General features: G+C 61.4%; 14 protein-coding genes and 3 pseudogenes. 10 read left to right on the top strand and 7 right to left on the bottom strand.

Annotation, left to right across the window (positions count from 1 at the left end; genetic code table 11):
• Positions 1–23: 23 nt before the first annotated feature.
• On the bottom strand, positions 24–446 hold the full coding sequence (locus tag ABZN20_RS11570) for a HigA family addiction module antitoxin (RefSeq protein ID WP_367025348.1): 423 nt from the start codon (positions 444–446) through the stop codon (positions 24–26).
• On the opposite strand from ABZN20_RS11570, the pseudogene ABZN20_RS11565 reads away from it, so the two are divergent.
• From ABZN20_RS11565 to ABZN20_RS11550, 4 genes and pseudogenes are all read left to right on the top strand, one after another.
• A pseudogene (locus ABZN20_RS11565) lies at positions 438–578 on the top strand (ISAzo13 family transposase); the annotation flags it as partial. The gene ABZN20_RS11570 and the pseudogene ABZN20_RS11565 overlap by 9 nt on opposite strands.
• Before the next feature lie 64 nt (positions 579–642).
• Positions 643–819, top strand: a pseudogene (locus tag ABZN20_RS11560) (transposase); the annotation flags it as partial.
• Positions 819–1406 (top strand): IS5 family transposase, encoded by a 588-nt coding sequence (locus ABZN20_RS11555; RefSeq protein WP_367025145.1) that lies wholly within the window; start codon positions 819–821, stop codon positions 1404–1406. The pseudogene ABZN20_RS11560 and the gene ABZN20_RS11555, both read left to right, overlap by 1 nt.
• A gap of 25 nt (positions 1407–1431) precedes the next feature.
• Positions 1432–2481: pseudogene (locus ABZN20_RS11550) on the top strand (ISAzo13 family transposase); the annotation flags it as partial.
• On the opposite strand, the gene ABZN20_RS11545 reads toward ABZN20_RS11550, so the two are convergent.
• Positions 2463–2807 (bottom strand): type II toxin-antitoxin system RelE/ParE family toxin, encoded by a 345-nt coding sequence (locus ABZN20_RS11545; protein ID WP_367025347.1) that lies wholly within the window; start codon positions 2805–2807, stop codon positions 2463–2465. The pseudogene ABZN20_RS11550 and the gene ABZN20_RS11545 overlap by 19 nt on opposite strands.
• A 29-nt stretch (positions 2808–2836) precedes the next feature.
• On the opposite strand from ABZN20_RS11545, the gene ABZN20_RS11540 reads away from it, so the two are divergent.
• The 3 genes from ABZN20_RS11540 (at position 2837) to ABZN20_RS11530 (ending at position 6530) form a co-directional block, all read left to right on the top strand.
• Positions 2837–3943 carry a transposase gene (locus tag ABZN20_RS11540; protein WP_367025346.1) on the top strand — a complete coding sequence of 369 codons (1107 nt, stop codon included), beginning with the start codon at positions 2837–2839 and terminating at the stop codon, positions 3941–3943.
• Between the two features lie 369 nt (positions 3944–4312).
• Entirely contained in the window at positions 4313–4849 is a 537-nt protein-coding gene (locus ABZN20_RS11535; RefSeq protein ID WP_367025345.1) for a phage virion morphogenesis protein, read from the top strand.
• 133 nt (positions 4850–4982) lie between these two features.
• Positions 4983–6530, top strand: a complete 1548-nt coding sequence (locus ABZN20_RS11530) for a DUF3320 domain-containing protein (RefSeq protein WP_367025344.1) — start codon at positions 4983–4985, stop codon at positions 6528–6530.
• 167 nt (positions 6531–6697) lie between these two features.
• On the opposite strand, the gene ABZN20_RS11525 is transcribed toward ABZN20_RS11530, so the two are convergent.
• Complete coding sequence (locus tag ABZN20_RS11525) at positions 6698–7381, bottom strand: RES family NAD+ phosphorylase (protein WP_367025343.1); 684 nt, start codon at positions 7379–7381, stop codon at positions 6698–6700.
• Positions 7382–7446: 65 nt separating this feature from the next.
• Positions 7447–7806, bottom strand: a complete 360-nt coding sequence (locus ABZN20_RS11520; protein WP_367025342.1) for an MbcA/ParS/Xre antitoxin family protein — start codon at positions 7804–7806, stop codon at positions 7447–7449.
• A 202-nt stretch (positions 7807–8008) separates the two neighbouring features.
• Between ABZN20_RS11520 and ABZN20_RS11515 the strand changes: the two genes are divergently transcribed.
• Entirely contained in the window at positions 8009–8353 is a 345-nt protein-coding gene (locus ABZN20_RS11515; protein ID WP_367025341.1) for a phenylpyruvate tautomerase MIF-related protein, read from the top strand.
• A gap of 53 nt (positions 8354–8406) precedes the next feature.
• On the opposite strand, the gene aroE is transcribed toward ABZN20_RS11515, so the two are convergent.
• On the bottom strand, positions 8407–9246 hold the full coding sequence (gene aroE / locus ABZN20_RS11510) for a shikimate dehydrogenase (protein WP_367025340.1): 840 nt from the start codon (positions 9244–9246) through the stop codon (positions 8407–8409).
• Positions 9243–10247, bottom strand: coding sequence for a porphobilinogen synthase (hemB, locus tag ABZN20_RS11505; protein ID WP_367025339.1), 1005 nt, complete (start codon positions 10245–10247; stop codon positions 9243–9245). Before hemB ends, aroE begins: the two co-directional genes overlap by 4 nt.
• A 113-nt stretch (positions 10248–10360) precedes the next feature.
• On the opposite strand from hemB, the gene ABZN20_RS11500 reads away from it, so the two are divergent.
• On the top strand, positions 10361–11014 hold the full coding sequence (locus tag ABZN20_RS11500; protein WP_218808586.1) for an MlaC/ttg2D family ABC transporter substrate-binding protein: 654 nt from the start codon (positions 10361–10363) through the stop codon (positions 11012–11014).
• On the opposite strand, the gene hemF is transcribed toward ABZN20_RS11500, so the two are convergent.
• Entirely contained in the window at positions 11009–11923 is a 915-nt protein-coding gene (gene hemF, locus ABZN20_RS11495) for an oxygen-dependent coproporphyrinogen oxidase (protein ID WP_218808587.1), read from the bottom strand. The two genes, ABZN20_RS11500 and hemF, sit on opposite strands and share 6 nt — an antisense overlap.
• Positions 11924–12018: 95 nt before the next feature.
• On the opposite strand from hemF, the gene cmoB reads away from it, so the two are divergent.
• Positions 12019–12993 carry a tRNA 5-methoxyuridine(34)/uridine 5-oxyacetic acid(34) synthase CmoB gene (gene cmoB, locus ABZN20_RS11490; protein WP_367025338.1) on the top strand — a complete coding sequence of 325 codons (975 nt, stop codon included), beginning with the start codon at positions 12019–12021 and terminating at the stop codon, positions 12991–12993.
• The last annotated feature ends 46 nt before the right edge of the window (positions 12994–13039 follow it).

Genomic DNA, 13039 nt, shown 5'->3' with positions numbered 1-13039 from the left:
GGGCCGGCGCGAGAGGCTATCGTTCAGGCGGCGACGCGCTGAACCTTGGGGGCGGGTCGCTGGCGGGCTTGCCACAAATCGTAATCCGCCTGCATACGCACCCAGGTCTCCGCCGTGGGACCGTTGATCCACGCTTCGAGCCGCAACGCCATGTCGGCGGAAATCGCGGCTTTGCCGTGCAGTACGCGGGACAGCGCTACCCGCGAAACGCCGAGCTGACGCGCGGCCTCCGTCACGCTCAAGCCCAGTTCCGGGAGAACGTCTTCTTTCAGAATTGCCCCTGGATGGGGCGGGTTATGCATCGCCATGGTGGCGCCTCTTTCAGTGATAGTCCTGGTAATCGACCAGAACTGCGTCTTCGCCTTCAAAGTGGTACGTAAGGCATTGGAACAAAATAACTCTTCCAAATACTGAGGGGTTTGTTTTAAAGTTGCGGTATGGAACATGCCGCAATCAAGAAGCGCTTTGAGAAACTCGATCGGTACCTGGACGAGCGTCTGCGGCGCTTGGTTGCCGGGGCGGAGGCGCTGGCGATTGGCCGAGGCGGAATCTCGGCCGTGTCACGGGAAACCGGTTTAGAACCTGTCTTGAAAAACAAAACGTAGTAAAGTCAATGGTCCCTGGACCTGACGAGCGAAGCCATTGAGTTATCCGAGTGATTTGAAAGAGCACGAATGGGCGCGGATAGAGCGCTACTTTCAGCCCAATGATCGGCGAGGCAGCGGGTGTAAGCATTCGCGAAAACGCATCGTCGATGCCATTCTGTACTTGGTGAAAACGGGTGCCCAGTGGCGGCAGTTGCCCAACGACTTTCCTCCGTGGAAAACGGTGTACGACCATTTCAGCCGCTGGAACAAAAACGGCGTTTGGGAACGCGCGCTGGACGACTTGAATCGGCAACGGCGAAAAAAAACGGCAGAGCGCCCTGTCCCCGCTACGGCATCATTGATTCGCAAAGCGTCAAAACCCAGTACGACAGCGAAGAGCGTGGCATCGACGGCGGCAAAAAAGTGAAAGGCCGCAAACGCCATATCGTGGTCGATGTCTTGGGCAATCTGTTGCACGTCCAGGTTCATGCCGCCAACCTTCACGATACGGTGGGGGCTTGCGAGGTGCTGCGTCGAGCCGCGGAAAAGCATCCCGGTCTACAGGCCTTTTCCGGCGACGCCGGGTATCGCGGCACCGCCGTTCGGTTTGTCGACGAGACCTTGGGGTTGACGCTGCATATTTCCGAGAAGATCAAAGATGGCTTCGCAGTCCTGCCCAAGCGCTGGGTGGTCGAGCGCACCTTCGCTTGGCTCGGGTCGTTCCGCCGACTCGCCAAGGATGTCGAAATCCTCACCGCCACTGCCGAAAACATGATTCGCATCGCCATGCTCAAGCTGACTCTTGCTAAATGTGCTTAAACTTTTACCAGACAGGTTCTTATGTCGAGAGGCGATTCGTCAAGGCTGCCAAGAGTTGGAACAACAGAATGCCTTGCCTCAGGGCCGTATTCGCCGGAAGGGGGCAGGCCGGAAACGGACGGTTGACCAGGACTCCACCCTGAAGGCCGATTTGGAGCGATTGATTGATCCGGTGACGCGCGGGGATCCGGAATCCCCGTTGCGTTGGACGTGTAAGAGCACGCGGCAATTGGCCGAAGCCCTCACTGAGATGGGGCACCGAACCAGCCATCGGATGGTGGGCGAACTGCTCCGCGCGCTGGGCTATAGCCTGCAAGGTAATCGAAAAACCTTGGAGGGCGGTTCGCATCCGGATCGCAATGCCCAGTTCGAGCATATCTACACCCAGGTGAAGCAGTTCCAAGGGCGGGGCGATCCGGTCATCTCGGTGGACACCAAGAAGAAGGAACTGGTCGGGAATTTCAAGCAACAGGGCCTGGAATGGCGCCCCGAAGGGCAGCCGGAAGCCGTTCGGGTGTATGATTTTCAAGACCCCGAACTGGGGAAGGTGGCACCGTATGGCATTTACGATCCGACGTTGAATATCGGCTGGGTCAATGTCGGGACGGATCACGACACCGCGCAATTCGCGGTGGAAAGTATTCGCCGCTGGTGGCACTCCATGGGCGCACCGTGTTATCCGAAGGCACGGCACTTGTTGATTACGGCCGATGGCGGTGGGAGCAATGGCTCGCGTGTGCGCTTATGGAAGCGGGAGCTTCAGGCATTAGCCACCGAGTTAGGACTGGCCATCACGGTGTGTCACTTCCCGCCGGGAACCAGCAAATGGAACCAGATTGAGCATCGCCTATTTTCCTTTATCACGATGAATTGGCGCGGTCGTCCGCTCATCAGTCACGAGGTCGTGGTGAATTTGATTGCCTCGACGACCAATCGCAAAGGCTTGCGGGTCTATTGCGAACTGGACGATAGCGAATATCCCAAAGGGATCAAGGTCACCGACGCGGAAATGGACGGCCTCAAAATACAGCGCCATGCCTTCCATGGCGAATGGAATTATACGATCCTGCCGTAGCATTCATATGGCAGATTTATTTTGTTCCAATGCCTAAGCCGCCAATTTCCCGAGACCTTGACTGCCCACAAGCCGGCCATGCCTCCCTTGAGCGGGTGCAGGCGCCATCCGGGGAGGTCCATTTCCTCCGCCGCTTTCGCCGCATTCAACACGGCCAGTTGGCGGGTGAGCTTGTTTGCATGCTCTGCCTGAATGCCGGCCTTGGAGCCTGTCTCGAAGAAAGCTTGAAGCCCCTTGTGCCGGAAGTCCTTGATCATCGGACAACTGTATAGCGTGCCGATACATTCGGCAATGGCTGGGTCATGTGTAGGGGTCAGGTCTTGCAAAGAAATACATTCCAATATACTCTGCCCCAATGGCAAGACCATTACGTATAGAACTGTCCGGCGGTCTGTATCACGTCACGTCACGCGGCGACCAGCGCGAGGATATCTATCTGTCCGATGATGACAGGAAAGCATGGCTGGCGTTGTTAGGTGAGGTCTGCCGACGCTTTAACTGGGTCTGCCATGCATATTGCCAGATGACCAATCATTATCATCTGCTGGTCGAGACCCTGGAGGGCAATCTTGCCCAAGGTATGCGGCAACTCAATGGGGTTTATACGCAGTTTGTGAACCGGACACATGGGCGTGTTGGTCATGTATTCCAGGGACGCTACAAGTCGATCATGGTAGAAAAAGATAGTTATCTGCTGGAGCTGGCGCGCTACGTGGTACTCAACCCGGTGCGGGCCGGTATGGTAAGCGATGCCGGGGATTGGGCCTGGAGCAGTTACCCGGCAATGATAGGTGCGGCTCCGTCGCCATCCTGGTTGCAAATGGATTGGATTCTTGGGCGGTTTGGCCAGCAACGGGATAGGGCGCGCGCCGGATATGTGGATTTCGTTCGTGCAGGCGTCGGGTTGCCCAGCGTTTGGGATAATTTGCAAGGCCAGATTTATCTCGGCAGCGCAGCATTTGTTTCCCGCATGCAATCGCTACTGCCATCGGATGAGGTTTTGAATGAGATTCCACGCATACAGCAGCGGCCCATTGCAAAGCCACTGGCACATTATATCGAAGAATTTTCTGATGATCCTCGTACGGGCATGGCCTTAGCTTATCTTTCCGGCAATTACTCAATGAAAGCTATCGCCGAGATATTCGGCGTGCATTACGCTACAGTCAGTCGAGCGGTCAAAGCGTATGAAACTAAGGGGTTATGCGGTTATGCAAGACCTGACCCTGAGTTACTCAAACAGCGTCGCGTTTTCAGCCGAGGAGTTGGCGTTGCTCAAGGATTCGGTAGTGACCCACAATCACCCGGTGGTAACGTCGTTTTCCATCGAGGATGTCGCTCTGCTGATAAGATTCGATTTGGCAGAATTGCGGGCGGTCGATGTTCAATGGACGTACGTGCTCGTCAGGGTCGGGTCTCCATTGACGGACGCAGAAAAGCAGGCACTGATTACGCATGCTGAAGAACTGGAGGCCGCAGGATGGGGGGATGCGTTGAAGAAGCTGCGATCTGGAGAGATTGATCAGGCCGCATTTAATGACAATCTCTACCATTGGATTTGGGGCGGACTCAACGATAGCAACAGGTTGTCCTATAGGCGGGAGGCTCGATAGGTTGTGAGTGCAAACGGCGATTTCGTTCTGGATGGGTGGGATTTTTTCCATCCGTACTCCCCTATTTGCCTATTCTGCAAGCATAAGTCCATGACGCCGAAACACACGTGCTCGGCGTTTCCAAATGGCATCCCCCGTGAAATATGGCTAGGCGAGAATGACCACACGACGCCCTATCCGGATGATCAAGGTATTCGATTCGAGCGGGCAGAGACCTGATGGCCGGTACGTTCATTCAAGTCGATGACGAGAACGCCAGGAAAGCCCTGGCGGAGCTGGCGCGCCTGATCGGCAATCCGGAGCCCGCGCTCCATGACATCGGTGCTTATCTGGAGCGGTCCCACGACGAACGCTTCGCCGCGGGGGAAGCGCCGGATGGCTCAAAGTGGGCGCCGCTGTCAGAGTCCTACCGGGCCATCAAGCCACAGCACCAGGACAAGGTGCTGGTGCTCGAGGGGCATCTGCGCAATTCCCTTCACTACCAAGTTGAGGACGACGGCCTGCTGTTCGGTACCGACAGGATCTACGGGGCCGCTCATCAGTTCGGTGCGGCGATGGGCGAGTTCGGAAGGTACTACCAGCTGTCGCGCTTGAAGTACGACAAGAACGACTTCAGGCGCCATGCCGGCTCAAAGAAAGGACATCCGATTCCGTGGGGAGACATCCCTGCGAGGCCGTTTGTCGGCTTGTCCGATGCCGACCGGGAAGAGATCGCCGCGATTCTTGAGGAGCACATTCAGGCCGCGATTGGCTGATTTGTGTTGTTGCGTCGTGTGAAACGTTTTTTCGTTTTGACGTTCCGTTTCTTCCTTCTTTATCCCTGTTCTTCCCGTTTATCTCACACATTCCCGTTCATTTATCTCACTCCCCTTCACCGAAGATCGGGCAGTGAGCTTCCACTATGTGAAAGGCGTGTATGAGAAAGGCGGCGCTCGTATCAACAAGCCGGAAGCCAAGGCGCTGGTAGCTGACCTGGTCGGGCGGTTGAAGTCGTCGGGGTTTCGCCAGTCCGGCCTTACCATCGGTGTCGTCACTTTCAACTCCGAACAGCAAGCCCTCATCGAGGACCTGCTGGACGAGGAGCGTCGCAAGAACCCGTCCATCGAGCCCTATTTCGCGGAAATCGAGCTGGAACCGGTGTTCGTCAAGAACCTGGAAAGCGTCCAGGGCGACGAGCGCGACATCATGTATTTCTCCATCACCTACGGTCCGGACTTGCACGGCGCCGTATCCATGAACTTCGGCCCCTTGAACCGCGACGGCGGCGAGCGGCGGCTGAATGTGGCCATCACCCGCGCCCGTCACGAACTGCGGGTGTTCTCGACCCTCAAGGCCGAACAGATGGACTTGGTGCGCACCCAGGCAGCGGGCGTGCGCGACCTCAAGCATTTCCTCGAATTCGCCGAGCGCGGCCCACGGGCTCTGGCGGAAGCGACACATGGCAGCCGCGGCGACTTCGACAGCCCGTTCGAGCAGGCAGTGGCCCACGCACTTTCCCGCGAAGGCTGGGAACTGCACACCCAGGTCGGCGCTTCCGCTTTCCGCGTGGACTTGGCCGTTGTCCATCCCGACGCGCCCGGCAACTACTTGACCGGCATCGAGTGCGACGGCGCCACCTACCACCGTTCCGCCACCGCCCGCGACCGCGACAAGCTGCGCGAGCAGGTGCTGCGCGGCCTCGGCTGGGAAATCCTGCGCGTCTGGTCGACTGATTGGTGGATCGACGCGGAAGGCACGCTGCAAAAACTGGATTCGAGCTTGCGCGCCCTGCTGGAAACCAGCCGCGCCCAACGCGCGGAGGAAGCCGCGCGGCAAGCGGCGCGCTCGGCCGAGGCAGCGGTTGCCGAGGCCGATGCGGCCGACCAAGTGATCGTTACGGCCATGGATGAAACATACGCCCGGAATGCGGCCGAAATCCCGAGGTCGGCGGCAGCGGTCTTCGTGGAGGCGGACCCGGCTTCCGCCGTCGACCGCGTCGATCCGGAAGCCTTTTACGATCCCGCTTACGAACCCATTCTGGCCCGCATGATCGCCCACGTGGTCGAAGTCGAGGGCCCGGTCTTGGACACCGTCCTCGCCCGGCGCATCGCCAGAACCCACGGCTGGCAGCGCACCGGCTCCCGCATCCAGGAACGGGTAGATGCCGTGGCCGCCAAAGTTCACCGCACCACGCAGGAGGATGTCGGAACGTTCTATTGGCCGGCGGACAAAAGCTCCAAAATGCCCTTTGCCTTTCGTCGAGCGGCAGACGAATCTGTTCGGACAGTAGACGAAATCTGTATGCCGGAGTTGGTTGCGCTGGCGCGGGAGGTTATGGCTGGCGGTAAAGTCGGCGACGAGGTCCTTTTGATTATGGCACGCGAGCTGGGCTTACAGCGGCTGCGGGCGGCGAGTCGAAGGAGGTTTGAAAATGCGATGCAACAAGCAGAGGGTTAGAGATGGCTATTGGTATGTGCGCACTCCACGAATTTTTACTACTGCTCGCCCCGTCCGGCCGGGGCCGATCAACGGCATGGGAAGCTTGGCCGCGGGTGTCGCCGGCCATGGTGATGATACTGGGGCGTCCCGGCTTCGTGGGAACAGATGAAGCCGGTGGCGACCGCTCAGCAAACGGCTGGTAGGGGCAACACACCCTCGACCAGGAAGGTTTCGAGCTCGAAACCTCGAATCTGCCTCGCCTCTCCCAAGAACGCCACTTGTTCCCCCGAGGTTTCCGCGAGCCAGTTCTGGCATTCGACCGGCCGCTGGCTGGCCAGCGCAGCGGGCTCGAACAAGGCGACGTTGATTCCCCCTGCCGGATCCCGTGCCGACACGTACTCGAACGCCTGAACACCGGCTTCTCTCATCGTGCTTCCCAGGTCTTGGGTGGCCGCATAGTGCCCGGGGTCGGTCAGCGCCGCATGCCAGGCGTCGAAGGGCGGATTTTGCAGTTTCAAACCCCTGTCGCAGGCGTAGCGTGCGCTGAACACAGTGTGCTGGGTGACGATGGGGGCTTGAGGCAGCGTTTCCATGCCTTGCCAGAATACGAATCGGTAGTAGGCAACTTCCGCCAGCATCGTGTCGACAGTGGCCGAACCATAGAACAGGCTGGGTTCGTGCCGCCGGCCAAAGCGAGAGCCATGGCGCAGGGGCGGGTAGCGGAAAGGTGTCGTGAGCAGGTAATGGAAATCCCCGGCTGTTTCCGGCGCTGAGGGCTTGGAGGTCTCCAGGAGTTCTTCCAGCAAGGCCTGTTCTTCCAGCGAAGACACGATCCGATAGGTCGCCACCTGTTCCTGGCTTTCGACCATCCGGTAGAGACAACCGTGGAGCGGGTCAAAGGGCGCCTGGCCGCGGCATGTGGCCCATATCGAGCTCAAACCTTCCCTCGCATGGCGTCGAGGTATTCCACGATGCCTACCAGGCCTTGAACGCTGCGGATCTGTTCCGCCGGAATACCGCCGGTGTGCCGATTGCGGGTCTTTATCCAGTGCGCCATCTGCGCTTCATTGCCCCCCATCAGCGCAAACAGGGACCGGTAAATCCGGATCAGCAACAGCGCCAATTCCCCGGACTTGCTGGCCGGGTCGATGCCATTGCGGCTGATCGAGCTCCGGTTGCGAGCGATCGTGGCCTCCAGTACCGACTGGCTCAGTCCAAGTTTCCTGCCAGCCTCGAGAAAGGCGTGTCCCAAAACGGATGAGGGCTCTGGCTTGGCCTTGGCTACGGTATTCATGCTCTTTCCTCCGCGTTATCGTGCGTATGCAACGAATATATCATATGAATTGCGTATGCAGCGATCGGAGTGGATCATTGAGGTAAGCCCCTGGCTTTGCCGGCGGATCAGCACGCAAAATGAGGGCGCGCCGGGCTTTCGGATGTGACGCGGCCGTTTGCATCCGACGTCCGAGGCGGAAGCCAACTACAAGGAGAACACCATGCCTTACCTGAAAATCCAGATGAGCCGTGAGCTCGAACCCGGGAAGTCGAAAGCGCTGCTGGCTGCGGCTTCCCAAAGAATGGCCAGCGAACTGGGCAAGCCGGAACGTTATGTGATGGTGGAGCTTACCTCGAATCCGGCCATGCTTTTCGCCGGCACGGACGAGCCGGCGGCTTTCGTGGAACTGAAGAGCATCGGCCTCCCCGCCGGCAAGACCAAGGCCTTGTCCCAGGTCTTGTGTTCGCTGCTGCAGGATTCCGCTGGAATAGCGCCGGCGCGCGTCTATATCGAGTTTACCGATGCCGCCGGGGGTTTCTGGGGATGGAATAGCTCCACCTTTTGACGGGGTAGGAGGCGTACCCGGGCGGGGTTTTCTTCGAGTGTTGCTCCGCTCGATCACTTCGCGGCTCGCCGCTCGGCTTCGAGGGTCTCGATCACCGGCCGCGTTTCCGGGCGCACGCCGCGCCAGAGCAGGAAGGCTTCGGCGGCCTGTTCCACCAGCATGCCGATGCCGTCGGCGCTGACGACCGCATGCTTTTCCCGGCCCCACCGCGCGAAGGGCGTGGGCTCGGATGCATAGGCCAAGTCGTAGCAACTGCCGCCGGGGGCGAGCGCGTCGGCGGGGAGCGGCGGGAGTTCGCCGCTCAGGCTGGCGGCGGTGGCGTTGAGGATCAGGTCGAAGCGGTGCCCGGCCAGTGCAGCGAAGCCGCAGCCTTCGACTGGGCCCAGGTCGCCGAATTCCGCAGCCAGGGTTTCCGCCGTGGCGACGGTGCGGTTGGCGATGACCAGCCGGGCCGGCCGCTCCGCCAACAGGGGCGCCAGGATTCCCCGCGTCGCGCCGCCGGCGCCGAGTATCAGGATTCTCGCGCCCGCCAGGTTCAGCCCGAGGTTGTCCCGCAGGTCGCGGAGCAGGCCGATGCCGTCGGTGTTGTCGCCGAAGACCGAGCCGTCGTCCCGCAAGGCCAGCGTGTTGACGGCGCGCGCCCGCTCCGCCCGCTCGCTGCGGCTGTCCGCCAGCCGCCAGGCGAGTTCCTTGAGCGGGACGGTGCAGTTGAGGCCGCGGCCGCCGCCGTCGAAGAACTCGCGGACTTGGGATTCGAACCGTTCGGGCGGCACGTCCTCGGCGGTGTAGATCAGGTCCTGGCCGGTCTGGGCGGCGAACAGGGCGTGGATGCGGGGCGACTGACTGTGCTTGATCGGGTGCCCGAACACCGCGTATCGGTCGGGCCGGGTCATTTCAGCCAGGTCGCCACGTCCTTGGCGAAATAGGTGAGGATGCCGTCGGCGCCGGCCCGCTTGAAGGCCAGCAGTGATTCCAGGACGACCGCGCGCTCGTCCAGCCAGCCGTTCTGCGCCGCGGCCTTCAGCATGGCGTACTCGCCGCTGACCTGGTAGGCGTAGGTGGGTACCCCGAAGCGCTCCTTCACCCGCCGCACGATGTCCAGGTAGGGCATGCCGGGCTTGACCATGACCATGTCCGCGCCTTCCTGCAGGTCCAGTTCGACTTCCCTAAGCGCTTCGTCGCCGTTGGCGGGGTCCATCTGGTAGCTGTATTTGTTGCCGCCACCGAGGTTTGCGGCCGAGCCCACCGCGTCGCGGAACGGGCCGTAGAAGCTGGAGGCGTACTTCGCCGAGTAGGCGAGGATGCGGGTGTTGACGAAGCCCTCGGCCTCGAGGGCCTGCCGGATGGCGCCGATGCGGCCGTCCATCATGTCGGAAGGGGCGACGACGTCGGCACCGGCGGCGGCGTGGGACAGCGCCTGTCTCACCAGGGCTTCCACCGTCTTGTCGTTGACCACGTAGCCGGCCTCGTCGATCAGGCCGTCCTGGCCATGCGAGGTGAAGGGGTCCAGGGCGACGTCGGTGACGACGCCGAGTTCGGGCAGCCGGGCCTTCAGTATCCTGACGGCGCGCTGGGCCAAGCCTTCCGGGTTCCAGGCTTCGCTGGCCTCCAGATCCTTCTTGTCCGGGTCGATCACGGGAAACAGGGCGACCGCCGGGACGCCCAGCTCGAAAGCGGCGGTTGCCTCGTCCAGCAGGAGGTCCAGGCTGAGGCGCTCCACGCCGGGCATCGATGCGACCGGTTCGCGGAGCTTGCTGCCTTCGGTGACGAACAGGGGATAAATCAGGTCGTCCACCGTCAGCCGGTTTTCCCGCATCAGGCGGCGGCTGAAGTCGTCCTTGCGCATGCGGCGCGGGCGGATGGAAGGGAAACGTCCGGGTCGGGTCTCGAGCATGTCCATTAACTGGGTAGTTTCCGAATCGAATGGTATAGTGTACTGAAGGCCCGCACGCTATGATACCGCGTGCTTCTCGCCTCCGTTTTCCCTAATTCCCTCAGGAGTCTTTCATGAATGTCAAGGCCGTATTGCGTTACGCGAGTTGCTTGCAATTCGTGCTACTGCTATGCGGGGTGTCTGCGGCGTCGGCCTATGCCGAGCAACTCTCGCCTCCGCAGCAAGTGATCCAGCAGACGTCGAACCAGCTCCAGAGCTCGCTGCAAAAGCCCGAATACAAGGAGGACTTCCGCAAGGCGACCGAACTGGTCGAGCGCATCATCGATCCGCATGTGGATTTCGAGCGGGTCTCCATCCTGGTTCTCGGAAAATTCTGGAAGACCGCCACGCCGGATCAGAGAGACCGGTTCAAGAAGGAGTTCAGGACGCTCCTGGTCCGGACCTATACCACGGCGTTTACCGAGTATTCCAACTGGAACATCCGCTATCTGCCAGTGCAGGAGGGCACCGATCCCGGCAAGACGATGGTCCGGACCGAAGTCCTGCAGGAAGGCGCGCAGCCGGTCGCGGTCAACTACCGCATGGTCCTGACCGGCGGCGAGTGGAAGGTCTACGATGTGCTGATCGAAGGCATCAGCCTGCTGCAGAACTATCGCACCAGCTTCACCAATCAGGTCGCGCAGACGGGCCTGGAACCGCTGATCAAGGACCTGGTAAAGCGCAATGCCAACGCGTTCAAGGAACCGCTGGCTCACAAGGAATCATGATTCCAGCCATTCCCGCGGTTTCAGATAGTTGAGATAGAGGTTTTCCTCGGCACTGCCTTGCTCCGGCCTCCAGTTGTAACGCCAATGGGCGACCGGGGGCAGTGACATGAGGATGGATTCGGTTCTCCCCCCCGACTGGAGCCCGAACAGGGTTCCGCGATCGTAAACCAGGTTGAATTCGACGTAGCGTCCGCGCCGGTAAAGCTGGAACTCCCGCTCCCGCTCCCCATAAGGTATCGCCTTCCGCCGCTGGACGATCGGGAGGTAAGCCTTCGGGTAATGGTCGCCCACGCTGCGCAGGAAGGCGAAGCTGCGCTCGAATCCCCATTCGTTCAGGTCGTCGAAGAACAGGCCGCCCACGCCGCGGGTCTCGTTGCGATGCTTCAGGAAGAAATACTCGTCACACCAGCGCTTGAACCGGGGGTAGACGTCCTCCCCGAACGGCAGGCAGGCGTCCCGGGCCGTCCTGTGCCATTGGATCACGTCCTCCTCGAACGGGTAGTAAGGCGTCAGGTCGAAGCCGCCGCCGAACCACCAGATCGGCGCCTCCCCTTCCTTCTCGGCGAGGAAGAACCGCACATTGGCGTGCGAGGTGGGCACGTAAGGATTCAGCGGATGGATGACCAGCGACACGCCGGTCGCCTGGAAGCTGCGGCCGGCCAGTTCCGGCCGGTGTGCCGTCGCCGAGACCGGCAGGCTGGCGCCCAGGACATGCGAGAAATTGACGCCGCCCTGCTCGAAGGTGTCTCCGCCGCTCAGGACGCGGGTCCGGCCGCCGCCGCCGGAGGCGTGCTCCCAGCGGTCCTCGCCGAAGCGGGCGCGCGGTTCTTCGCCTTCCAGGGTATCGCAGATGCGGTCCTGAAGATCGAGCAGATAGGTCTTGACGGCTTCGATGTCGGGTCCGGCCATGCCTTGATTCCTCCGTGGGGTGGTTCCGCTCGGCGCGGCGCCGAGGTTTGGGCGGATTCTAGCACGGCCGGCCGGGTGCTCCGGGCGGAGGGGGCGTGAGCGATCGCGATCTGTTTTCCGGGCTGCTGGCTCCCCGGTTTTGTCCGGGCTGGGCGGAGCTTCTTCTGCCCAGGATCGAGGCCCGTCTTCAGGACGGGCGCCACGGCGATTGGCCGGGCTGGCTCGCGCTCCTGCGGGAGCTGCCGAATGTCGCTCCCACGCTGCTGGACTTCGCAGCGGATGCGGTGACGGTGGGGGCGGAGACGGATTGCGATGGCGCCACCCGCCGGTCCATCGAAACCGCTCTGCGCCGGCTCCACCCCTGGCGCAAAGGGCCTTACGCGATTCACGGCATCCTCATCGACACCGAATGGCGCTCGGATCTGAAGTGGCGGCGGCTGGCGGGAGCCATCGCGCCGCTCGCGGGGCGGCGGGTGCTCGACGTCGGCTGTGGCAACGGCTATCACGCCTGGCGCATGCTGGGGGCGGGAGCGAAGTCCGTGATCGGTATCGATCCCACCCTGCTCAGCGTGGCGCAGTTCCTAGCCGTGCGGCATTTCGCGGGAGACTGGCCGGTCGCCGTGCTGCCTTTGGGAATTGAGGACTTTCCGTCCGGGACCTGCGCCTTCGACACGGTGTTCTCGATGGGAGTGCTGTATCACCGCCGCTCGCCGTTCGACCATCTGGCGGAATTGAAAGGCTGTCTGCGGCCGGGCGGGGAACTGGTACTGGAAACCTTGGTCATCGAAGGCGAGGCGGGCCAGGTGCTGGTGCCCGAGGGGCGCTATGCGCAGATGCGCAACGTCTGGTTCATTCCGTCGCCGCCGACGTTGTCGTCCTGGCTGGCGCGCGCCGGCTTTCGCCGTGCCCGGCTGATCGATGTTTCCCCCACTACGATCAGGGAACAGCGCTCGACCGGCTGGATGCGGTTCCAGTCGCTGGCGGACTTCCTCGATCCGGACGATCCGTCCCGCACGGTCGAAGGCCATCCCGCGCCGCGGCGGGCGATCTTTCTGGCCGAGGCGCCCTGAGTCCGGCCGGGCAGCGCACTTCCTCCCGCAGTGGAATCTCCGGATA

Source organism: Methylococcus sp. ANG (assembly GCF_040730495.1).
In the GTDB taxonomy this organism is placed as follows: domain Bacteria; phylum Pseudomonadota; class Gammaproteobacteria; order Methylococcales; family Methylococcaceae; genus Methylococcus.
This window is presented reverse-complemented; position numbering and strand designations above follow the sequence as displayed.